The 25339-nt window shown below is 43.5% G+C and carries 15 protein-coding genes; 14 read left to right on the top strand and 1 reads right to left on the bottom strand.

The genetic code is table 11. The annotated features are described in order from the left end of the window. The first annotated feature begins 285 nt into the window (after positions 1–285). The 7 genes from AC1DUD_RS04875 (at position 286) to AC1DUD_RS04845 (ending at position 12791) form a co-directional block, all read left to right on the top strand. Positions 286–903: an RNA polymerase sigma factor gene (locus AC1DUD_RS04875; RefSeq protein ID WP_477372187.1), complete on the top strand. Its 618-nt coding sequence runs from the start codon at positions 286–288 to the stop codon at positions 901–903. A gap of 201 nt (positions 904–1104) precedes the next feature. After that, positions 1105–2289: a FecR family protein gene (locus AC1DUD_RS04870; protein ID WP_477372185.1), complete on the top strand. Its 1185-nt coding sequence runs from the start codon at positions 1105–1107 to the stop codon at positions 2287–2289. Between the two features lie 283 nt (positions 2290–2572). After that, positions 2573–5965, top strand: a complete 3393-nt coding sequence (locus AC1DUD_RS04865; RefSeq protein ID WP_477372183.1) for a TonB-dependent receptor — start codon at positions 2573–2575, stop codon at positions 5963–5965. Between the two features lie 12 nt (positions 5966–5977). Continuing rightward, the gene (locus AC1DUD_RS04860; protein WP_477372181.1) at positions 5978–7717 is read left to right on the top strand and encodes a RagB/SusD family nutrient uptake outer membrane protein; all 1740 of its coding nucleotides are present in this window, start codon (positions 5978–5980) and stop codon (positions 7715–7717) included. Then, positions 7711–9147 (top strand): DUF3863 domain-containing protein, encoded by a 1437-nt coding sequence (locus AC1DUD_RS04855; protein ID WP_477372179.1) that lies wholly within the window; start codon positions 7711–7713, stop codon positions 9145–9147. Before AC1DUD_RS04860 ends, AC1DUD_RS04855 begins: the two co-directional genes overlap by 7 nt. Before the next feature lie 73 nt (positions 9148–9220). Then, the gene (locus AC1DUD_RS04850; RefSeq protein WP_477372177.1) at positions 9221–10867 is read left to right on the top strand and encodes a hypothetical protein; all 1647 of its coding nucleotides are present in this window, start codon (positions 9221–9223) and stop codon (positions 10865–10867) included. Positions 10868–10901: 34 nt separating this feature from the next. Beyond that, positions 10902–12791: an SGNH/GDSL hydrolase family protein gene (locus tag AC1DUD_RS04845; protein ID WP_477372175.1), complete on the top strand. Its 1890-nt coding sequence runs from the start codon at positions 10902–10904 to the stop codon at positions 12789–12791. A gap of 245 nt (positions 12792–13036) precedes the next feature. Here AC1DUD_RS04845 and AC1DUD_RS04840 read toward each other — a convergent pair whose 3' ends face one another. Beyond that, the gene (locus AC1DUD_RS04840) at positions 13037–15517 is read right to left on the bottom strand and encodes a mechanosensitive ion channel family protein (RefSeq protein WP_477372173.1); all 2481 of its coding nucleotides are present in this window, start codon (positions 15515–15517) and stop codon (positions 13037–13039) included. 71 nt (positions 15518–15588) lie between these two features. Here AC1DUD_RS04840 and AC1DUD_RS04835 point away from each other — a divergent pair, with 71 nt between their 5' ends. From AC1DUD_RS04835 to AC1DUD_RS04805, 7 genes are all read left to right on the top strand, one after another. Continuing rightward, positions 15589–15729: a hypothetical protein gene (locus AC1DUD_RS04835; RefSeq protein WP_477372171.1), complete on the top strand. Its 141-nt coding sequence runs from the start codon at positions 15589–15591 to the stop codon at positions 15727–15729. A gap of 20 nt (positions 15730–15749) precedes the next feature. Continuing rightward, complete coding sequence (locus AC1DUD_RS04830; RefSeq protein WP_330862743.1) at positions 15750–16172, top strand: hypothetical protein; 423 nt, start codon at positions 15750–15752, stop codon at positions 16170–16172. Between the two features lie 229 nt (positions 16173–16401). Continuing rightward, entirely contained in the window at positions 16402–18894 is a 2493-nt protein-coding gene (locus tag AC1DUD_RS04825) for a M1 family aminopeptidase (RefSeq protein WP_477372168.1), read from the top strand. A gap of 167 nt (positions 18895–19061) precedes the next feature. After that, positions 19062–22688, top strand: a complete 3627-nt coding sequence (locus AC1DUD_RS04820; RefSeq protein ID WP_477372166.1) for an ABC transporter permease — start codon at positions 19062–19064, stop codon at positions 22686–22688. Positions 22689–22987: 299 nt separating this feature from the next. Further along, positions 22988–23629, top strand: a complete 642-nt coding sequence (locus AC1DUD_RS04815) for a Crp/Fnr family transcriptional regulator (RefSeq protein ID WP_477372164.1) — start codon at positions 22988–22990, stop codon at positions 23627–23629. An 84-nt stretch (positions 23630–23713) separates the two neighbouring features. Beyond that, the gene (locus AC1DUD_RS04810) at positions 23714–23875 is read left to right on the top strand and encodes a hypothetical protein (RefSeq protein WP_477372162.1); all 162 of its coding nucleotides are present in this window, start codon (positions 23714–23716) and stop codon (positions 23873–23875) included. 21 nt (positions 23876–23896) lie between these two features. Continuing rightward, positions 23897–24571 carry a peroxiredoxin gene (locus tag AC1DUD_RS04805; protein ID WP_477372160.1) on the top strand — a complete coding sequence of 225 codons (675 nt, stop codon included), beginning with the start codon at positions 23897–23899 and terminating at the stop codon, positions 24569–24571. Positions 24572–25339 lie beyond the last annotated feature (768 nt).

Genomic DNA, 25339 nt, shown 5'->3' with positions numbered 1-25339 from the left:
GCCATTTATAAGTAAGAGACGCTCTGATTTATGACCATATTACTTCGGCCGTAAAACAATAAGCCTTACCATGTTGCCTTACAGCAGCCGAAAAGGTGGATGATAAAGTTGATATACAAAACCAGATTATACCTATACCAGCAATGTGTTACAGACAGTTGGGGATAGTTACTGTTAAGTATTGTATAACTTAGTACCATTCAAGGTTTGAAGAAAACAGATTATTGTAACTTAGCGGTTACAATTATTATAGACCAGCCAAACATAATTCTTGCCTATTAATCAATGCTCCAACAAACACCATTGCCGGATCAGGAAAAAAATCAGTTGAAAAAACTGCTCGCTGGTGATGAAAAGGCGTTCGACTATTTTTATGATCGTTATAGTTTGCCTGTTTACCGGAAGCTGCTTAAGATGATCAAGGTGGAATTTGTGGCAGAGGAGATACTGCAAACCGTGTTCATCAAGATCTGGGAAAAGCGCCACCTGATTGATCCAGAAAAAGGACTGAAAGCCTATATTTACCAGGTTGCTCAAAACCTGGTTTACGATTTTTACCGGAACCTTGCTCGTGAAAACGAACTGCAGGCGCAGGTAAGGTATATTGTTAATGACATTACAGAGGATGCCGCGTCAAATTTGTTTTTTAAAGAAACCCATAACTTGCTGGAGATGGCTATAGAGCAGCTTCCCGAGCAGCAAAAAATCGTTTTCAGGCTTTGCAAGCAGGAAGGCAGAAGTTATGATGAGGTTAGCGAATTGCTTGGCATCTCTACATCAACCATTAACGGGCATATTGTCAGAGCGACAAAGCGGGTCAAAACATTTATGTTCAAAACTCATCACATCTCCTACAGCGTCACCATACCTGCTTTGCTGCATTTTATCCAAAAAAACTTGTGATCTTTCCTGTGATTTTTCTGGTATAGATGAAGGCTGCCTTTTGACGGGATCCTGTACAAACGTATTTAGCAGCGAAGGGACAACCCTATCTTGTTAGCCGCGCGAGAATTGTGACAAAAAAGGCCAGATAAAAAATATTTTTTTGCATCCGGTAGATGACAGGTTTTTTTCAAGCGTATTAGCACAAAAGAACCTAATATTTTGGAAGAGAACCATTACCTGTTGTATTGTAAATTTCTTGACAATAAATGTAGTGACGAGGAATTGTCTGATCTTTTTCAACTGTTTGGAACAACAGATGAAAATGTACTGAGAAATTTGATTTCAGAACAATTACATGCAGCAGAAGCTGTGGTGCCCGCTAATGTAAAAGAAGCAGAGCGCTTGAACTTACTTCGTCAGCAAGTTAAAGCAGAGATCAACCGTCGTAGGGTAAGGGTCAGGACACTTATATATAAGCTTAGCGCCGCCGCTGCCATCGTTATCGCGTCAACTTCTGCCATTCTGCTTTGGAAATACCCGGTTGGCCGTCAGGTATCCGAAAAAAAGCAGGTGACGGCCATTATTAAACCCGGGGAGCTTCAGGCAACACTTACCCTTGCTAACGGTAAAAAGATCATCCTTAGTCAGTCCATGTCGGCTACTTTAGTCAAACTCGGGCAAACAATGGTCAATGTCAGTCCGGCTAACGGCGTTTCTTACCGGGGCACAGCTGCCGGCCAGTCGTTAAAAAATGCTGTTAATACGCTCGTTACAGGCCGTGGCGAACAATCACCCTATCCGCTGGTCCTGGCAGATGGATCAAAAGTGTGGCTCAATGCAGCATCCTCGATTTCTTTTCCCACACAGTTTAGCGAAAAAGAAAGGGTTGTTGCAGTTACAGGAGAGGTTTATTTTGAAGTAGCGCATAATACATCACGGCCTTTCAAAGTACGCTCCGGACGACAGGAGATCACCGTGCTTGGCACTCATTTCAATATCAAAGCTTATGATGATGAGCACGCGATCAGCACAACCTTATTGCAGGGCAGCGTGAAGGTAAAAGATCTGACTTCGGGCGCTACCGGTGTCCTGATCCCGGGCCAGCAGTCCAGACTGGACAGGAACAGCGGGAGGTTAGCGGTTACTGAGGCGAACCTCGAAGAAGTGATTGCCTGGAAGAACGGCTTTTTCATGTTCAATGATCAGCAGGTTAGCAGTGTCATGAGATCAATTAGCCGCTGGTATGATGTAGATGTGGAATACCAAAACTTTAGTAACAATGATGAAAAATTTGGCGGAACATTTTCCCGTTCATCCAACCTGGCCGACATCCTCAGCAGTTTGCAGAGCCTGGGTCATGTACATTTTAAAATTGATAAAAGAAAAATCATAGTCAGTAACTGATGCTACCAATCATCAGCCGCCATTATAAAACCTGAAAAATCAACAATTAAAAAAGATCAATCAATAAAAAGAAAGGAGTCCCTGTATAGAAAAAATATAAACACGAAAGTTTTACAAAACCAGGAACGTTCGAACCGTTCCTGGCTGATCAGCGATGCTGAATCAGGTAATTATTTATTGAAGCTATCCAATAACACAATAACCTAACATTCAAATGTATAAAAAATTTACTGAATTACTTTTCAGGAGGGATTCCTATGTAATTTCCAATCTGATCTTAAAAATGAAGCTCACATTTCTATTCATAGCCGTTGCCCTGTTACAGGTGCATGCTACAACCTTGGCGCAGCGAGTCACATTGACCGTTAAAAACGCACCACTTTCTGCTGTGATCGCTCAGATCAAGCTTCAAACGGATTACGACTTTGTTTACAACAACGCCGCGATTGAGGGAGCAAGGCCGATTACGCTGGAGGCAAAAGATTTGGATCTTAAAAACGTACTGGAGCAGTGTATTAAGGGGCAGCCCTTTAGCTACCACATTGTAAACAAAGTAATCCTTCTTACCCGAAAGGAACAGGCGGAATCGCCGCGCCCGTCCGGCAACGTCATCGTTGAGCAAAGAATATCGGGTGTGGTCAGGGATTCTGTAAGTGGCGAGACCTTGCCGGGCGTATCTATCGGTATCGAAGGAACTACGCTTGGTATTATATCTGACAATAATGGCGCGTTCACGTTGAATGTACCATCGCCAACTTCCGTGCTGGTGCTCACTTATATCGGATATCAGCGCCAGCGGGTTCCGTTGAACGGAAAAACAGTTATCGATATCAAAATGGTTAAAGTAGATTCGAGATTGAGCGAGGTTGTGGTTGTAGGCTATGGAACCCGGGCAAAGGGGGCGGTTACAGGTGCCATTTCCTCGGTTAAGGCTGAGGTTTTTGAGAACCGGCCTGTTACCAGCAGTTTTGATGCGTTACAGGGTACCATTCCTGGTTTAACAATAGCCAAAAACAGCGGGCAACCGGGCGGCGGGAACTTCGACCTGAAAGTGCGCGGTAGTTCTTCTATCAATGGTAATGCGCCTTTAGTGCTTGTTGACGGTATCCCGGGAGATATCAATACCATCAATACCAATGACATTGCTGAAGTAACCGTGCTGAAAGATGCCGCAGCCGCTATCTACGGAGCCCGTGCAGGCGACGGTGTGATCATTGTAACCACCAAGCGCGGCAGAAAAGGGCCGCCCGAGGTTAACTATACCGCCAACTTTGGTATCAAGACGCCTACCTATCTCAGAAAAATGATGAATACCCTGCAATACGCCGAATTTGCGGATGAAGGTTTAAGGAATACAGGCCTTCCTGGTTTCGCTCCTGAAGTTTTCGAGAAGATAAAAGCCAATGCAGCTCCGGACCTAAACCAGGGCTGGAACTACGGTGTTACCAATTATCCTGGTTTTTATGGTTATACTGACTGGAATAAGGTTGTTTACAAAAGCTCCTCCCAGCAGATCCATAATGTTGCCATATCGGGCGGAGGGGAAAATAATAATTACATGGTCTCTGCCGGTTACAAAAGAGATAATGGAATTCTTCGGTTTGGAGAAAATAAGTCAGATGCGTATAACCTCCGCATGAATTACGATTTCCGTATCGGCAGTAAATTATCTGTAGAAACACGTACCAACTTTGACAACACCAATACCTTAACCCCTTCGGAGATCAATGGAGAGAGCCCGTTAAAAAACGTAACGAGGCAATTTCCCTATGCACCGGTTTATAATCAGGTGGGACAGTTTTACAGCTACCAGGGCTATGCAAACCCGGCGGGTTACTTAGCCGAAGGCGGTACAACAACTAATGGTTTCTCCCGTTTTGCAACGAATTTCAAAGTCGATTATTCGATCCTTCCGGGACTTAAACTTATCGGCCAGGCTGCGGTAAGGTTGGATTACCTTAATAATACAGCCATTCATCCTACGATCATACGGAGCAATTATACCGGTGGCATACAGGACATCAGGAACACCCCAAATTCTGCTGCTTATACTAACGCAAAAACGTTGAACAAACTTTACCAGGCTTATTTTGATTACAATAAGGAGTTCGGAGCAGATCACCGTTTCAATTTAACAGGCGGCGCATCGCTGGAACAAACCGGTTTTTCAGGTCAGACAACCACGGGGTACAATTTTCCAAATAATACCCTGTTTACGCTTAACCTGGCCGATAGGACAAAAGTTGCCTATGCAGACTTTACCGGTAACCTGAATGATCAGGCGCTTGGCTCTTATTTCAGCAGGTTAAGCTATAGTTATAAAAACAAACTGATTTTAGACGTGACCGCCCGCGCCGATGGAAGTTCCAAGTTTGCGCCCGCAAAGCGTTGGAGTGCTGTTTTTCCGTCAGCCGCTTTAGCCTATAACTTATCAGAAGAAAAATTCATTAAATCAATGAACACTTTTGATCTGTTGAAACTTAGGGTGTCTTACGGTAAAATGGGGAACCAGGAGATCAACAGGTTAGGTCTTTACGATTATATCCCATTAATATCAATAAGCGGTAATTATCCTTTAGGCGCGCCAAATGCCGGTCTTACCGGAGCAAATGCCAATCCGGCTTCTACCGACAGGACCTGGGAAACGATCATTAACAAAAATATCGGTGTTGATGTTGCGCTGTTGAGTTCAAGGCTTAGCTTTTCATTTGATTATTACAACAAGATCAACGATGACATGCTGGTGAATATCGCTGTTCCTGCAACGTTTGGTGCTACCCCGCCATCAAGCAACCAGGGTAAATTGGTTACGAAGGGTTTTGAAACCATTGTGACCTGGAAAGACAAGATCAATGGTTTCCGGTACAGCATATCCCTACAGTTGAGTGACAGTAAAAATAAACTGGTGGAATTGAAAAACAGCGATAACTATAGCGAAGGCCTCGTTGAAACCCGCAAAGGTTATGCTATCAATTCCTACTTTGGTTATGTTTATGATGGCATCATAAAAACCCAGGCACAACTGGACGCTTATAAAAAACTTCAGGGTGTGCCGGCGAGGGTGTCTATAGGTGATGTGATGTATAAAGATGTTGATGGCGACGGGAAACTGACCGCATTCGGTGATAAAAGCAAAGGGCTGGCCGGCGACATGGTGTACCTGGGTAACGTTACTCCAAGATATACCTATTCTTCAACCATTAACCTGGGTTACAAACAATTTGACCTGCAGGTATTTTTACAGGGTGTTGGCAAAAGGAATGTGATCTATGAAAGTAACATTAGCAGGCCCAACACCTTCTTTTGGCCTTCACTTGCATATTTCTATAACAAAACCTATAGTGCCAGCCGGCCGAATGCAGAATTTCCAAGATATCTGCCTGGAAATTTAGGTTGGGACGATGTAGGAAGTTATAATTACCATGCATCTACTAAAACCATACAAAATGTTGCCTATCTGCGGTTTAAGGTGATCACCATAGGGTATAACCTGCCTGACGCGATAGCAAGGTCCATCAAGATGAAATCTGCCCGTATTTATGTTAGTGGTCAGGATCTGTTTACTTTTTCGAAAGGGACATTCGGCGACAACTTTGATCCTGAAGACGGCTACCGTCAGGAGGGTACTTACCCATACAACAAAGTTTATTCGGTGGGCTTAAATGTTAAATTCTAAATGAAACACACTATGAAACTTAAATATTTAACTCCTGATCAAATAAAGAAAAGCAATTCAGGTACTAACCATATGAAGGCGATACGCGGAACCTCAGTTATTTGCATTTTGCTTATGGCAACGTTGTGGAGCAGTTGCAAAAAAGACCTGAACCTGGTGTCAAAGGACAGCATTACAGACGCCACATTTTGGAAAACTGGCGCGGATTTCAAGCTTGCAGCGAATAACCTGTATAACGGACTGGACCGGTTTGGTGAAGAGGATACAGAATCCGATATCGCGTTTAACGTGCCAAACTCTGTAAGCAACGGACAGTTAGTGCCGGCTGAAACATCAGACACCTGGAATTCAAGTTACGGTTATATTCGGTCTGCCAATAATATTATGGAAAAAGGTGCCGGAAATGCCGACGTCGAGATCAAAAAATATGTAGCCGAAGCTAAGTTTTTCAGGGCCTGGTATTACTGGAAATTACTCCGTATCTATGGTGGTGTTCCGTTGATCACAAAGGTGCTTAAAACGGATGACCCTGAATTGTTCGCGCCGAGGTCAAGCCGTACAGAAATAGCCGACCTTATCTTAAAGGATCTCGATGAAGCTAAAAACGACCTGCCTGTGCAGTCGGATGTTTCATCGCCTGATATCGGCCGGGTCACTAAGGGCGCGGCATTGGCGCTGACTTCACGCGTAGCACTGTTTGAAGGCACCTGGCAAAAATCAAGGGGCGGTGCAAGTGCCGGTAAATACCTTGATGCTGCTGTGGCCGCTTCGCAGGCGGTTATAACCAGCGGCGTTTACAGTCTTTATACAGGCAGTGGGGCGCAAAGTTATCGCTATCTGTTCCTTGAAGCGGGTGATGATGCCAAAGAAACCATTCTTGACCGAAGGTACGCAAGGAATATCCTCGGGCATGACGCGCCGTATATGTACGACCAGGACGGTTATAACCCAACCCGCAAAATGGTAGATTTGTACCTGGATAAAAATGGCTTGCCGATAACTGCTGCCGGCACTGTTTTCCATGGTTACAGCACCTTTACTTCAGAATTTCAAGACCGTGATCCGCGTATGACACAAACCATGATCATACCCGGTACGCTTATCAACCGTGTGTTTTTTCCGGTAACCAAAGTGGCCAATTGGCCAGATGCGCCACAACGTAATTATAATACCGGCTATATTCTTTATAAATACATGTCAGAAGATCCGGTAGCCAATAATTCAGGCCGGGAAGGCGACAACAGTTTATTTGATTTTGACAGGCACCTGATCCGTTATGCTGAAGTTCTGTTGAACTATGCTGAAGCTGTGTATGAAAAAAACGGATCTATCAGCGATAACGATCTTAATTTATCAATCAACAAGCTGCGGGATAGGGTTGGGATGCCGCACCTGACCAACGCTTTTGCCACTGTCAGTAACCTAAACATGCAAACGGAGATCAGGCGGGAAAGAACTGTTGAACTGGCACTTGAAGGTTTCCGTTATGATGATCTGCGCAGATGGAAAACCGCTGAAACAGAACTGCCCCAGGATGTGAAAGGGATTAAAATATCCGGCACAGATTGGGCAACAAGAAAACCTTATAATGATCCAAGCTTTGCGGGTAAAGTTGATGCCAACGGCTTTCTGATCGCCGAAAGGGGGAGGAAGTTCGATCCGGCGAAAGATTACCTGCAACCCCTACCAACAAAAGAGGTGGCTTTTTACCAGACCAACGGTCATAAACTGGAACAAAATCCGGGATGGTAATTCATCAAAATATCGGGCTGGTTATCCGGCCCGGTATTTATATATTAACCAACAGCACCTTGCTGTCAAAAACTTATCTATATATGAACTTTAAGATCATTCTTTCAATAGCGTTTTTGCTGCTGATTTCATTTTCAGGTGTAGAGGCTCAGGGTAATAAATCAAAAAAGGCATCAGCTTTGATGGGTAACCGTTTCCTCACCTTTAATACTGTTATCCGGGTTAACCAGATAGAGGTTTCGAGAAACCGCAATGTTGGCGAAGATGAACGCGCATTACATACGCCGGCACGCGTTATTGCTTTCAGGAATGCTGTGGCGGAAGGATTTCCGGGTGGGAAAATAACCTGGTCACTAAGTTGGCTTGCATTAAACGATACCACTACGAATTACCGGGAGATCAGAAAACTTGTGGTGGGGTATCATTATAAATATGGTGACGATGTCACCTTTATACCTGGCGCCTATTTTGCCAATGCCTATAATACAACTGCGCAGGTGAACCAGGATGTACACGACGCGCTGAAAATTATTGAGAAGTTGGTGGGCAACGGTTACCGGCCGCTGAGCATAGTCGCAGGGTTTATGTCGGCAAAAAACCAACAATATCTTGCTGAATATGAAGGGATCCATGTATGTCAGGGGAATATATGGAGCCAGTTCAGTATTGATAACCAGGATGGTGACGGGGCTGTAGTTTACCCTTTTTATCCATCAAAAGAACATTTCTGTAAACCTGCGCAAAACAAAAAGGATTTTATTGATTGCGTAAATTTAGATGGCTGGTCAGTTGATTTCCTTGCCGCCCGGAGGGAGGGTTTTAAAGACGGGTTCAATAGCAGGATGGGCGTTGGCCCTATTGAAACCATTGGTAAATACGGTGAAGAAACCGGGTTGAAAGAAATGATGCATACAACGGCTATTCATTTTGACAAAGGTTTTGCACTCAATGGCTTTGGCTGGGTTACCAATTGCTGGGAATTGAGTTTACCTTATGATCCGGCATCTTTAAAAAACTGGTTAATTGCTATCAGGAAGCGCTGGCCCGGCACGCGATTGATTACCCAGGGAGAATTTGGATTACTGTGGCGTAAACATTACAAAAGCAACAGTTTCAATTACAGGTTTGAAGAGCGGGGTTCCGGTATTGGCGGCTCGGATGCAAATAATGAGATCAGGTGGTTTATGAATAAAGATTTTCGCCTCGCTTTATTGAAAGACTGGAAAAAGAACACGCCTGAAAAAGTTATCGATTTTACGCGTTATGATGTTCATGTTACAGAACCTAAGCAAATGACCCGAAAATGGAGCCTGTTGGGTACCATTAATCAAAAGCAATCGCGTCCTCAGGATAAACCAGTCCCTGTCGATTCTCTTTCACCTCAGGCGCGTAATATTATTGATAAGCGTTATCCGCACTTAATTGAGTAGCTATATTTACCTAATTAGGCGGCTGATAACTAAATACTCATTATTTACAAATAATTTAAAAGCACAAGTGTTCATGAGATCCAATTTTTTTTCGCTCATCATACTAACTGTGATGGCTTCTGTTACTGTCACTCGTTCATTCGCTCAAAAGCCTACACCGGCTGGCGCTCCGAAAATTGTTAACATAGTCAACTTCATTCGGGATATCGAACCGAGAGATGCAAATATCACAAAAGAAGTACTGTATGAGACCGTGGCAAGCCAGATCAGGCTGATGAAGGAATATCATCTTGGAGGTACTTTCTTGTTGCAGTATGATGCACTGATTGATAAACGGTATCAGGAACTATTAAAAACACTGCCCGAAGATCAATTTGAGATTGGCGGCTGGTGGGAGCTGCCGCAGCCGCTGATTGAAAAGGCCGGTATTAAATGGCGTGGAAAATATGCCTGGGACTGGCATTCCGATGTCGGTTTCTCTGTGGGTTACACACCTGCGGAGCGTGAAAAGATCATCGACGTTTACTTTGCAGACTTTAAGCAAATATTTGGTTATTACCCTAAATCTATCGCGTCCTGGGTCATCGACGCTTATTCATTGAATTACATGTATGATAAATATAAGATAGTTGCCTCTGCAAATTGCAAGGACCAGGTTGGCACGGACGGCTTTACCCTATGGGGCGGATATTGGAACCAGGCTTATTATCCAAGCCGTGTTAACGCCTACATGCCGGCACAGCATGCCGAACAGCAGTTGCCGGTACCTGTATTCAGGATGCTGGGCAGCGACCCCATCCGGCAATATGCCGACGGCAGATCGGTGACCACACTTGAGCCGGTTTACCCCCACGCGGGAGGGAACGAGCAGTGGATCAACTGGTTTTTGCAAACGTTCGCCAACGATTCCTCGCTTGGCTATAATTACACGCAGGCTGGTCAGGAAAATTCTTTCACCTGGGACGCGATGAAAAAAGGTTTGGAATGGCAGATACCCATCATAGCCCGTCTTCGTAACGAGGGGAAGGTGCGGGTGGAGACGATGGCACAGTCGGGCGAATGGTTTAAAAAGACTTACAAAGTTACTCCGTCTACTACCTTTACGGTAAGTAAGGACCTGGGGGGAAGCGATAAAAAGACCGTATGGTACAATAGCCGGTTTTACAGGGTTAACCTGCTTTGGGAAAACGGAGAACTGCGTTTAACAGATCTCCACCTGTTTAACGAAAAAATTCCGGATAAATACCTGAATGATGTAACCACCGTTAATCAAAGTTTCTTTTATACGCTTCCGGTGGTCGACGGTTTTCAGTGGGGTAAACGTGGTAAGCCCGAAGGGTTTCGTTTCATGATGAATGACGGTACGCGGGAAGTCCCTCTTCACGGCGGTGATCCGATTTTTACGAATGTAGATAAAACAACTGCACGTGCTTTATGGCCAGTGGGTAAAGGTACATTCGAGATCGACATGAAAGAGAATTCCCTCGTCATCACTGCAAAGAACCAGCCGGCTGGCGATTGGTTTCTGGACCTGTATGTTGCTGAGAACGCCAAAACCGCGTTCCGGGAAGTAACAGGGAACAGTGCCCGCTATGAATTTGACGGGCACCTGTACCGGCTGGCCGCGAAACAAGGTACGATAGAGAAAACTACTAACGGAAGTTTGTACCGTGTTAGGCCACAGGGTCAACGTATTGTGTTAATGCTGGCAGATCTTTAAGGATCGGCCGGTATTTTCTTTAGTATAAAAAAATATGAAAAAATATCTGTTTGTAGTGTTCGCTGCATTCCTCATGTGTTCATTTAAGGAAAAAGAGTTAACCTGGATCGCCATTGGTGATTCGATCACCTACCTGAACGATCATCCCGATGAAACCGGAAACAGGGTTAGTAAGGGCTATTTAACACGCGTAACAGATCAATTGCCCAATTTGCGGTATATAAACCAGGGGCGTAACGGCTGGACGGCGGGTGCCATCGCCCGGGATATCGAGCGCTTGGGCCTTGTTAAAGCCGACGTATACACCGTTTTTTTAGGCACAAATGATTGGTGGCAGGGCCGGCCTGTCGGAAAGATGGATGATTATCAGCATGCTGCCGGTAACACAACGGCGTATGGTTCGTTCCGGATCATTATCAACAAGATCCGGCAGCTGAACCCGGATGCGAAGATCGTTCTCATAACCCCGATGCAGCGAAATGACTTTGTTTATATAGCAGATGCAAATAATAATGCATTTGGTTCCTATCAAAAAAAGAACGGACAATCGCTGGAGGAATTTGCAGACGCCGTTATAGCTATCGGTAAATATGAGAACATCCCCGTAGTGGACCTATATCATCACCCATCACTCAAAATAGAAAACCTGGTGCATTTTAAACGCCTGAAAGACCCTAAAAATGGGGAGTACAAAAATTACACCTATCCCTTGTCAACAGGTGTACCCTTTGATCCTAAAAACGACGAGTACCCATATCCACCGGCAGCAATAAACTTTACCTACGATGGGTTACATCCTTCGGATAAAGGGAACGTGATCATTGCGGGCGCAGTTACTCAGGTGTTTAAGCAATTGGGGCTTTCACCGAGATGGGATAAGTATATAAACCTGGCGAGATACAACCAGCCGTTCTGGAAAGCGGATACGATTACGGATGAACGCATACAGATTATCAAAGATGGCGACCACCAGGCAAGCGGATCGTTACTTTTTAATGCCCGGAAGATCCTTTCTGTAAAATCTGCCGACCAAAGCAAAGCTTTTGTAAAAGGTAGGGACTGGAATTATGCAAACGGCAAGGTCAGCATAGGTAAGGGATCAGCAATTCCGTTTTTAAAAAAAGAGGACCTCGTTTTTACAGAAAATAAACCTGGCTTATCGATGGCTGGTAAAGCGCCCGGCACTTTTGTACTGTTTAATGAAAATGCATATTTCAGTGCCCGGCAGATTTCCGTTACCTATATCCCTGAAAAAAACAGGAAATGGAACGGCCCGGTGCCGGCATTCGAGGAAAGCGATCTGCCTGTTACCATAGGAAAGCTATCAGCCAAAAAGCAAGTAAATATTTTGTTTTATGGCAATAGCATAGAAACAGGTTACAACGCGAGTGGCTTTGAGAATGTTGCGCCTTTTATGCCTACCTGGCCAGAACTTGTTGTTTATCATTTGCGAAATGCTTACGGGGCCCAGGTAACTTATAGCAATGCTTCTGTGCCCGGTAAACTTGCAAAATGGGGACTTGATTCAGTTTCAACACGCGTAACAGCCTGCAACCCGGATCTCGTGGTCATTGGCTTTGGCATGAATGATGGCAGCGACAAGGTTTCACCGGAGCAATTTCGAGAGCAGATCAATGGCATCATAAGCGCTGTTTCTACCGTTAACCCCAAAGCCGAGTTTATCCTGATCGCGCCTATGCTGCCTAATCCGCACGCCGTGCAATCCGGTTTGCAAGGGCTATACAAGGCGGAGCTGACAAAGCTTATTAAAAAAGGGGTTGTATTGGCTGATATGACAGGTGTGCATGAGGAATTGCTGAAGTACAAAAGCTACCAGGACATGACAGGCAATAACGTCAATCACCCCAATGATTACCTTGCGCGCTGGTATGCTCAGGTGATTGAGGGGCTTTTGATCAAATAGTTAATCTTATCAAATTTTTTAAAAAAAACAGCTAAAAATGCAATTTAGCTGTTTTAAACGTGCTATTGCTTTATTGGCGAGAGTACGTTCAAGCTGATGATAATGAAGGAACTGTAGTATTTAACTTTCTTTATCTTGTAGAAACAGCCTGTCAAATATGACGGCAATAAAAGCGCGATGGACGGGGACTGGATCGTCCGGTCGACCTTTTTATATTCAACACTTTTGAACTTTAAATGGGTAATCTATCCGTTACTATCGCCGGAACTTTCAGGGCGATGCAGATGTACATCTTGCTGTGGTAAAGGTATCACTATACCGTTTGACCTGAATGAGGCTGTAATAGCCATGATAAGATCGCTGCGTGTTGCATAGGAATCACGGAGATGCCTTGTCCAGAAAAAAACCTTTACATCAATAGAACTGCTGTTAAATTGTTCGTATTGAACCACCGGTGCCGGGCTTTTGACAAGGCGTTGTTCCGCATCCAAAATATCCATCAGTAAATGCCGGGCTTTCTCCAGATCGGCATCATACGAGATGCCGATAACTATAGACATACGTCTGCGGTTGCCTCCCAACGACCAGTTGATGAGGTGAGAGTTTAACAGATCGCCATTGGGCATTACCATATCTGCACCTTCCCAGGTAGCGATGATACTGCTGCGAAAACCAATAGACTTCATGGTTCCGCCCTGGCCGTCAATATCAACCACATCGCCCACGTTAACTGGCTTTTCAAAGGCGATGATTAGTCCGCTTACAAGGTTGTTAACAAGCGTTTGCAAGCCGAAGCCTATACCTACGCCTAATGCGCCCAAAACAATAGTGATCCTGTCTAAGGGGATTCCTGCGGCGGCAATTGCCAAAAATAAACCTATACTCAGGATAGATATCCTGATCAACAGTAACCAACTGCCGATACCAGGACCGGCGGTTTTTCCGTCCTTATCGGAAGTTTGGTGCCTGTCGGAAGCAAAAAAGGAAACGATCTTTGAAACAATGACGGATACTGCCATTATAACGATAAAAAGTAACAGGTTGTTGATACTGAAACTGTAGTCGCCAATTGTACGTTCCACACTGAAAAACTCTCTTAGCGGGCCGGAAATGTATTCAAACCCGGCAAAATTTCGTCCGAACAGGATAATCCAGCCAAAAACTAAGAATACATAAAATAGGGCGGGGGCCTTCTTGCCAACTTTCTCAAAGTTTAAATAAAAAAGCTTTGGGTCCTGGTGGGTGTAAACATTAAAAGCCAGGAAAAGTCCCTCGTTGATCAACCGAATGCCCCATAAAAACAGTATCGTAATCACCACGTTGAGAAAGCCGCTTATCAATAGTGTTTTGGCCAGGTTGTACCTGCCAAATATGTTAGATACGGTAGCTAGGAACTCCAGCAGGGCCATAAAGCTAATGGCTATCAAAATCAATTTTTCTCTTAGTTCTTCTTTTTTCCCTTTAAGCATCACTATTACGCCCGCAACACAGCCCAGCACAGAGATGATGAGCATGAACCAACGCTCTGAACGCGACGCCTGAAGGATGAGGTTATCAAAAGCAGCAATTAAAAACAAGCCCATCATAACCAGCCATAGCTTCATCCAGTATGGTGTAATAAAATTCTTAAACAATATAGTAAGACTGATACAGGCAATTGTCCAGAATATTACGTTCAGAATAAAAGGCGGCGAAAAGAAAATAAACTGGAACAGATTGATAACAATTACCAAGGCAGACAGCAGAGGGTAACGAAAGATTAGCTGCCCTTCATAATCCTTGGTGATTAGTTGCTGCTCGGCATAAATATTTTTTAAAGAACGAATATATGTATAAGAAGCGATTATGAGCATTACAAAAACAACCAGTTTTCCGGCGTTATCCTGCAGATAAAAGAGCAGTGTAAGTATCCCTTTTGCTTTTGCCTGCCCAAGTATTTCTCCGAATGGACGGTAATGACCGGGTGGTCCCCATATGTTTTCAAACTCTCTGTCAAAAGTGTTTTTTGCCATTGTTTTTTGATACAATTCAATTTCCTCCAGGCTGGTTTGCAGTTTGAAAACCTGCCCGTTTATCTGGTTTAATAGTCCCTGAACATTATTGTTGGCTTGTTTCAGCGCACTGTCAACAGGGTGGATCTCATGGGCTACTACTACAATTTGCTGAATGTATTTGGAAAGCACCACCGAGTCTGTCGAAAATTTAAACAGTGCCGGTACGCTCAGCAGTGAATCCAACTGGTAACGGAACCCTGTAAGTTCCTGCTGATGATGGTCGAGCCGGGCTTTACTGGTATTGGCTTTATTTAAAAGCTCAGTGAGTATTTTTGAGGTGGCTGTTAAGTTACGGAAAGTTTGTGCTGTGCCGGTGTTGGTGAGCACACCATCGCCTGCTATCAGAAAATCTTTTTGAGTGAGCTCAAATTGAGCCCTCGTTCCAACCGTATCCACACCTGTTCTCAAATAGCTTTTGGCCTTTTGCATGGTTTTTTTGATCTGCTCAAAGATGTTGTTTTGTGCTAAAGCGGCTTTATCCGCGCTGAAATCCTCGGCGCTTTCGTGGGCCGATTTTTTTGCGAAAGCCTGCATTTTGACCATGAAACTTACACTGTTGCTGTCTTTTGCAGCTGCTTTCCGGGTGGAGTCGGCCGCTTGCGCATATACGGTGACATAGCTACACAAACCAACGATAAGCGTTAATAACAGGCGTGATAAGTATTTAATCATTTATAAAAATAACGGATAAAAGTTTAGTTCAGGGCAAAAAAGTTACATTTGAGTATCTGAGCCTCACATTAATGAAAAAAAATTACCTGCTTATACTCACCTGCTTTTTGCTCCTGAATATCCTGCATCAGCCTACTCAAACCATCAACCCGGATTTGGGCCGCAATATCAATCCTGATAAGATTAAAGATGATCATCAATTTTTAAATTAAACTACCTTAACATATAAATTATGAAAACAATCAAATTCCTGGCCGTATTTGCGTTTATGCTTACAACTTCCCTTAATGTTTTTTCACAAACAAAAACAGGGCAGGTTTATCTGATCAGGCTTACAGGTTACGCGGGTTCTGCCGTTAATTACCGTTTCTACATTGATGATCAGTTAACGTGCAAGCTAAAAAACAAATCGTTCTCAATCCATGATCTTCCCGTTGGCGACCACACCGTTAGTGTAGTGAGTGGCGGATTATCAAATGGGAAAAAATCAACACCATTAAAAATAACGGTAGTTGAGGGTAAAGCAAATTACGTTAGTGTGGTGAGCACTGAAGCAGGGTATGTTAATAAAATTAATGTGCAGGAAATTACCCAAAATTCGGCCGAGCCGATCCTGGCAAAAACCAAGCAAAAAACGGATTGTCAGACTAAGTAATTGGGCTGTGTTGCTTATTGACAATGATTACAATACCTACGAAAATGTTTGGCTCTCTTTTGATTGTCCTGTTTGCAAAAGGTCTTCTTGGTTAATGTAAAAGAGGTACAAAAGATCCGGAGAATATCGACCAACCTATCTTAGTAAAAGAGATACTTTTTACAGGTAACTCTTTTATAGTTTATTCATTCAGATATGTATCTTAGCGTTTGGTAAAACGTTTTATTAAATGAGAAAAACATACAAAACTTTATTTTTTGGTTTGATGCTGGCTGCGGGTTTTCTGCCACCGGCAAAAGCCCAGCTCAATCATCATGCTCCCGGAGTTCCTTATTATCATGAAACTGCCGTTAAAATCAATGATTTGATAGATACCCGGCTGGATGTGAGGTTCGATTATCAAAAATCATATTTATACGGAAAAGAGTGGGTTACCCTGAAGCCTCATTTTTACCCTACAGATTCGGTAAGGCTTGATGCCAAAGGCATGGATATTAAAACCATCGGGATCATGGAAAACGGGAAGGTGGTGCCGCTTCGTTACCATTATGAAGATAGCCTTTCGTTAGCTATTCAGCTTAACAGGACCTATACCGAAAAAGAACATTACACACTATTTATTGATTATACGGCCAAACCTAACGAGTTGCACGATAAACCCGGTTTTAAACTTGACGGAAAAGGTTTGTATTTTGTAAACCCTTTAGGTAAAGAACCGGGCAAACCAACCCAGATCTGGACGCAGGGCGAAGCCGAAAGCTCTTCCTGCTGGTTCCCGACTATTGACAAGCCTGATCAAAAAACAACCGAACAGGTTAGCATGACTGTGCCTGCAAAATACACAACACTATCTAACGGTTTGCTTATTAGCCAAAAAAATAATGCCGATGGTACCCGTACGGATACCTGGAAACAGTCGCTGCCGCATTGCCCTTACTTGTTTATGATGGCGATAGGTGATTTTAAGATCTATAAAGATAAATGGCGCAATAAAGAGGTTTCCTATTACCTGGAGCCTGCTTATGCACCCTATGCTAAACAAATATTCGGGCAAACGCCTGAGATGATCGAATTTTATTCGAAAGCCTTAGGTGTTGATTTCCCCTGGGAGAAATATAGCCAGGTTGTTGTTCGTGATTATCCGCTGGGGGCTATGGAAAACAGCTCGGCTACTTTGCACGGCGAGTACGTGCAAAAAACCCCCTGGGACCTGATCGATGATCCGAACGGTTCGGGAGGAACAACGATTGCCCATGAACTTTTTCACCAATGGTTTGGCGATTTGGTTACCTGCGAAAGCTGGAGCAACGAAACGCTTAACGAATCGTTCGCGGTTTTCGGTGAGAAGTACTGGAACGAAAAGAAATATGGCAAAGACGATGGAGATGCCAAGCGATATGATGAATTGCAGGCCTATTTAAATAATGGCACCGCTTATAAACAGGCCTTAACACCATTTGTGTATACTGACGAGGAAGGGATAAACGGTGCTAATATTTACGATAAAGGCGGGTTAGTCCTCACTATGCTTCGTAATTACCTTGGGGATGATGCCTTTTTTAAAGGGTTAGGGCTTTACCTCAAAACCCGTGGCTTTAAAAATGGCGAAGTTCATGACCTTAGGTTAGCTATGGAAGAAATATCCGGAAAAGACCTGAATTGGTTTTTTAACCAGTGGTATTACGGCGCAGGTCACCCAGTATTGGATATCACTTATCAATGGAATGAATCTGATCATCAGCAAAAGATATTTATCAGCCAAAAGCAGGACGGGCAAATATTCCGTGTTCCTATAGCGGTGGATTTGTATGCAGGAGGGAAGATAACAAGAAAACAGGTTTGGCTTACACAAAAGAACGATACTTTGATCTTTAATAGCCCTATAAAGCCGGATCTGGTTAATGTTGACGCCGATAAAGTGCTGCTTACCAAAAAGACCGACCATAAGAGCTTGGCCGAATTTAACTATCAATATCATCATGCCCCGCTTTATCTTGACAGGCTGGAGGCATTGAACGCTGCCATCAATCAGGAAATCTCAAAAGAAGGTTTGGATATAGTTCTTGCTGCTTTAAAAGATAAATATCATGGTGTGCAGTTAAAAGCGATCAGGTCGCTTAAATTGGATAGTGTGGATGTAGCGAAAGCTGCATTGCCAATCCTGGCTGGTATTGCGCAAAATGATAAAAACTATCCTGTGCGGGCAGCCGCTATCGGCATTTTAGGGAACGCAAAATCCAAAACATATATTGATATTTATAAAGCATCGCTTTCCAGCCCGTCATATACGGTTAAAGGAGCTGCTCTTATTGCATTAAATAGTGTGGCACCCGAAGACGCCTTCCAAACCGCCAAAAGCATGGAAGCGGACGACAAAGGGAAATTGGGACAAGCCATTGTTCAGGTTTATGCCTCAAATGGCTCGGATAAGGAATGGTTGTATGTGATCAATGCTTTCGGAAAAGCTTCTGTTCAGGTAAAGTTTGATTTGGCGCGCGGCCCGTTCCCGGCAATGATAGGCAAACTGGAAAACCGGCAGTATGTATTGCAGGGTATTCACGCCATTAAAGACCTTGCTGTAAGTTTCAAAAAGTATGGTATCGCACCAAAACTCATTGCCGCGTTACAGCAAATTGAAGAAGCCCGGAAAAAAGTTAATGACACAGCGTCTGCAACTGCTGCGGAGGATGCCATTAGTGATATCAACCAGGCAAAAGCATAGTTATTGACAAGAGGCGGTGTAAATACCGCCTCTTTTTTGTTATAGTTAATCCGAAACCGCACGGTTTGATGTCCGGTTTTATTACAACTTGTTTTTTTAATATCAGGGAGTTGTCTATATGTCAGTAACATATAAATTTGGAATGGCAATTGAAATAGTAGATATACTTGAATCCATATACCTTCCATATTAACCTGTATGACCTGGCCTTCCTGGGAACGATATTTATCGGGCTCACTTTTGCCCTATTGTTATGGTTTAGCAAGGCCACTAACAGAACTGCCAACCGGATTTTTGCCATAGCGCTCGTAATCATTGTTTTGTGGGTAGCCTGGATCCTGTGCATTGACATCAGGCTGGAAACTTATTTCCCCCGTTGGAATTGGATGCCCCTGCAATTTTCGCTGACGCTGGGCCCCCTGATCTATTTTTATGTGCTGAAAGCAACCCGGCCGGAATATAAATTCCGTTCGAAAGACCTGCTGCATTTTATCCCTTTATTGCCGGAACAGGGCGTTTTGATATTGGAGATCAGGGAGAGCATCAGCACGGGCGTGGCTACTTACAATACGCTAACCTTTCAGCAAATGAGCCCGGTATTGCACCTCGCCGCGTTTATTTCGGTTATTATATACCTGTATTTGTCGTTCAGGCTAATCGAACGCTTTTACCAGGGCGTAAAATTTAATAGCTGGGGCGACAGGTACCGGCACGAACTACGGTGGCTGTATCGTTTATTGAAGGTTTTCGGTACCTTATGGTTGTTGTGGATCCCTTATACGGCCATCGACTATTTTTATTACCATAATGCGTCTGGCCTTTATACTTATTATCCTTTATATCTCCTTTTTACGGTAATGATGATCTGGATAGCTGCCGCGGTTTTTTCCAAGCCAGAAACTACAGCTCCTGTCCTGGTACCGGTCATTTCAAAGCCATCGCCTTCAGTGGCGATGAAAGAAAAAGGCACCTGGCTGAAGAGAGCCATGGAAGAGCATCGGTTTTACCAGGACCCGGAATTGAGCTTAAAGTCACTGGCCGAAAAGCTGGACCTGCATCCCCACGAATTATCCAGGATCATTAATGTGACACTCAGGAAAAACTTCAATGATTTTGTTAATGAATACCGAATAAGGGAGGTGGTGCAGAAAATGAAGGACCCTGCTTATGATAGGTTAACATTGCTGGGCATTGCATTTGATACCGGGTTCAATTCCAAATCAACCTTTAACCGCACTTTCCGGGAAATGACAGGGAAAAGTCCGGCTGAATATAAAAGCGAGCTGAAAAAAGGAGGCCCATCTTATCATTTGACACCTTATTCCCGTTCTACGGCGATAATTTCGTACCAGGAAGCCACCTCAAACTGGCCTTCTGAGAAATTAAACCGCAATTATATGTTTAGAAATTATATCAAGATCGCATGGCGTAACCTGGTACGCCAGAGGCTTTACAGCCTGATCAATATCTCGGGGTTAGCAGTAGGTTTAGCCGTATGCATGCTCATTATGCTGTACGTGGCACATGAACATAGTTATGATCGTTTTCATAAAAATGCAGATCGCATATTCAAGCCTTATGCGGAAATGAAGATAAACGGCAATACGATGAACCTTGACCAAATGAGTTATGCATCCGGGCCAATCATCAAACAGTCGCAACTGGCTGTGGAAGACTACATGCGTACCATGCATTATTTCATGTCGTCGGTGGTTATCAGTAACCCTTCACAGCCCGAACGGAAGTTTGCCGAAAATAAGTTGGTGTTTGCCGACGCCGGTTTCTTCAGCTTCTTTTCCTTTAAATTATTATCGGGACAAGCCTCACAGGTTCTATCCGCCCCTTTTTCAGTGGTTATATCACAGGCTATGTCAAAAAAGTATTTTGGCAATGAGGATCCGGTTGGCAAACTGCTTACGATCAGGACAGACAGCGCCTATATCTACCAGGTAACCGGCGTTGCCGAAAACTGCCCTTCCAACTCTTCCATTGAGTATAATTTCGTTGCGTCCAACAGCGGTTTTATCACCACTAAAGCCGCTAAAAAATTTATGGGTGATCAGAAAGTAGGCGGGGGGCTTTTCGATATTTATCTTCTACTAAGGCACCCTACGGATACAGCGATGCTAAAACGTGGACTCCAATCGCTCTATGCCGGCAAAAACACCGATCCTGGAATAAAATTCTCGCTATTTCCGCTGGTAGACCGGCACTTGAAAAGATCATATGACAATTCTAACTTTAAATACCTTACCATATTCCCGCTGATTGCCTTATTGATACTTTTACTGGCTTTGTTCAATTACATGAGCCTTTCCACCGCCAGGGCTACTTTGCGGGCAAAAGAAATTGGGATCCGAAAAGTATCAGGCGCCAGCCGTAAAAGCATCGCACTGCAATTCTACATCGAATCGGCCATTTTTTCGATAGTATCTTTTGCGTTAGGCTACGCATTGTGTTACCTGTTTAAACCGGTGCTTTTTAACATCCTTCAACTGGAAATTGATGATGCTTTCTTTTACAGCCCGTTGATCTTATCTCTTTTACTTGGATTGTTGGTGTTTACAATATTAGTAGCAGGCAGCTATCCGTCATTGGTATTGTCGGCCWTTAAGCCGGCTATTACCCTTAAAGGAAAGATGAGCAAACAATCAGGAGGGGTTATCATCCGGAAGGTATTTACCACGCTGCAATTCTCCATATCTGTAGGATTGATCATCTGTGGTATTGTGATAGACAGGCAGCTTTACTTTTTCAGGCATACGGAAACAGGTGTAGACCGCGATAACGTGGTTATGATACCGGTTGGCGGCAACTTTAAAAGTTACCCTGCTTTTAAGCATGAGATCATGTCGCTATCAGGTGTAACCAATGTTGCTACTTCCCGGTACGGAATGTTCAGTAATTATGATATGATCGGGATAGGTGGCAATACTAAAGATGAAACCGTGATGCTTCCTTTTTTAACTGTCGACAAAAATTTCTTCTCTATTTTGGGACTGAAATGGAAATATCCGCCTTTGCAGGGCACCGAGCTGGAAATTGGTCAAAAAGTGCTTCTCAATGAATTGGCGGCAGAAAAACTACATCTGCCAGCTAACCCGGTAGGGAGCTTCATTAACACCGGCGCGAAAAATAATGAAGTAGGCGGTGTAATAAAGAACTTCAATTTTGGATCGCTGGAAGACCAGATCCAGCCCCTGGGCCTTTTTATAACGCCGGATACGGCAAAATCATGGACACTCGGATCGGGGAGCCGCTACCTTTTCGCAAAAATAAAACCGCACACCAATTTACCCACACTGCTTGGTTCGATGCAAAGCATTTTTAAAAAGTATGATGCCGATACACCATTCGATTACACTTTTATGGATGATGCTTTTAATGCACGGTACAAGGCAGAAGATAAGCTGGCCGCTATTTTTAGCATTTTTACCATGATCACCGTCGTACTGGCAGCCATGGGCCTATTCGGACTGGCGGCATTTACTACAGAACAACGTACCAAAGAGATTGGTATACGCAAGGTTTTAGGCGCAAGTATTTCGTCAATTAACGGGCTTCTATCCAAAGAATTTTTAAAGCTTGTCCTACTATCTATTGTCCTGTCTTCGCCGATAGCCTGGTGGGCTATGCACAATTGGCTGCAGGGTTTTGCATACCGCATTCCTATTCAATGGTGGATGTTTGGAACAGCAGGATTGTTAGCCGTCATCGTCGCAACTGTAACTGTCAGTTATCATGCCATAAAAGCGGCTATGGCTAATCCGGTGCAAAGTTTGAGAAGTGAGTAAATAGTTAAGTTGGAAAATGACCGATAGACGTGATCAAAAAAAAATGGCCGATAAAAAATAGTTACATGTTATAGTTTTAGCCTGATGAAGTATGGCTGAATAATATCTTGCTCAGTCATTTTACGCTTTACAATGAACAGGGGATTGTTATTGATAAAGTGAACGAGATGCCTGCTATTGTGCTCGGCAAAAATTGATATAAAGGTTTTTTCTCAGCTGTACAATATACTTCACACATCTCATTATGGCATTTAAACATCTGATAAATTGATTATTTTTAGCCTCCAAAACCTATGACCATGTTTAGTGTTAAAGCTGCCGTTAGTAAATTTGAATCAGTATTTGAACCTGCTTTGCTGGCCGAAATGGAAACAAACTCCATGCTGATGACGGTAAAAAGCGGCGATACCATGCTTAACCCGGGACAAACCATACGGGCTGTGCCACTGTTGCTTAGCGGTACTTTTAAAGTAAGTCGTGTAAACGATGAAGGCCAGGAAATATTGCTATATTATGTAAAGGAAGGAGAAAGCTGCGCTATGACATTTACCTGCTGTATGATGTCGCACTTTAGTGTTATCCGCGGAACTGCCGAGGAGGACAGCGAACTGCTTTGTGTGCCTATGGATGTCATGGACGGATGGATGGTAAAATACCCAACCTGGAAGCGTTTTGTAATGCAAACGATATTAAACCGCTTCACCGAAATCCTAAAGAGTATTGATGACATAGCCTTTAAAAAACTGGATGATCGGCTGGTTAACTATCTTAAGGAAAAAGCAAAGGCAACCGGTTCTTCGCTCATCAATCTTACTCATCAGCAAATTGGCGACGACCTGGGCACCAGCAGGGTGGTTGTATCCCGTTTGCTTAAAAAGCTCGAAATAGATAATAAATTACTCCTTTACTATAACCAGGTTAAATTACTGAGCGAATTGTAACTTTTGTTACAGGCGTTTGTATCTTTTGTTACAAAATATACCCTGTTGTCTGTTGCATCTTTGTTATGTCAAAAGCAACAGACCATGAAAACCCAAACGCTCCAAACCACTGTAAGTTTTAATATAAAACCATTAACTGGATTTAGAATCTCTGGTGGTTATTGCATGCGTATGCTCGAAAAGCTTATCCGTTTTATTGGCTCTGTAAACCTTGCGACTTGTAAAGACGATCAATTTATTTTTTAACCACTTTAACCAATAAACATCATGAGTATCAGATTAAACGACACCGCTCCCGATTTTCAGGCAGAAACTACCGAAGGCACTATCAATTTTCATAATTGGATAGGAAACGGCTGGGCAATCCTTTTTTCGCATCCTAAAGATTTTACCCCGGTTTGTACTACCGAGCTGGGCTACATGGCTAAACTTGCCCCCGAATTTCAGCAGCGTAACTGCAAGGTGATAGGTTTAAGTGTTGATCCGGTAGGGCGTCACGCTGAGTGGGCAAAAGACATAGAGGAGACCCAGGGATACGCTGTAAACTATCCTATGATAGGTGACCCCGACCTTGCCATTGCAAAGTTATATGACATGTTACCGGCTGATGAACCCGGAACATCAGAAGGCCGTACAGCCGCTACTAATCAAACCGTGCGCTCTGTATTTATTATCGGCCCTGATAAAAAAATTAAGCTGATGCTTACTTATCCAATGGCAACCGGTCGCAATTTTGATGAGATACTGCGGGTGCTGGATTCATTGCAGTTAACAGCCGGCTACAAAGTGGCCACCCCGGTAAATTGGAAAAACGGCGAAGATGTGATCATCGTTCCGGCAGTATCTGACGAAGAAGCAAAAGAAAAATACCCCAACGGCTGGAAAACAGTTAAACCTTACCTGCGTATAGTAGCACAGCCGGGTGAAACGGTTATGAATTAATTTTATCGGGAAGCGGTAACAGGTTCCTTGAACGGGCGCACATGCTGTTGGATAGTGTGCCCGTTTTTTATCTGAGCAGCCTAATTTAACGACCGGTATTCAATAAGGAGAGTACCCAACGCGCTGCTTAAACAAATGTGTAAAATGCTGCGGATATTTAAATCCTAATCCATAAGCAATCTCACTCAGCTATTTACTGGTATCAAATATTTTTTCCCTGGCAACATCTATCACTTTCGATTGGATATACTCCCGGGCCAATTTTCCTTTTTTCTTTTTGATCAGATCTCCGAAGTCTTCCGATCACCTTTGGAAATTTATAATTCCTGCCTGTTCAAAATCGATTTACCTGCTATTGTAACAAATTAAATATATAGTCTATAGATTTGGTAGTTTATTTTTTAATTTCTATGTTTGTCGCCGTACTAATAAAAAAACAAGAGTGATGAACGCTTTTTTTACCACCACAACAGTACTTCCTGAACAATCACAACGAATGCACGCTTCTCCAAAAGCATGTATGTGCAGTTGTTGTAAATAACATGATCTATTCGTGAAATTGATTATAGCAGGTTAACAAACCGGCCCTGCATCGCTATGAAAAAAAATGATTTGAATTGTAAGGTACTTTAACGCAGCATATGAACTAAACTATACTACCCCCTGATTAAAAATAACCGGCAAGGAAGCCTTGCCGGTGTGGCGAATGACAAACCAGCTACGTAACGCCAATCACTCCGCCGGTTTGCATCTGAGCTAAACTAAACG

It is taken from the genome of Mucilaginibacter sp. P4_A11 (assembly GCF_056402535.1).
Note: the sequence above shows the minus strand (reverse complement) of the source record. Positions and strands in the feature narration are given on the sequence as shown.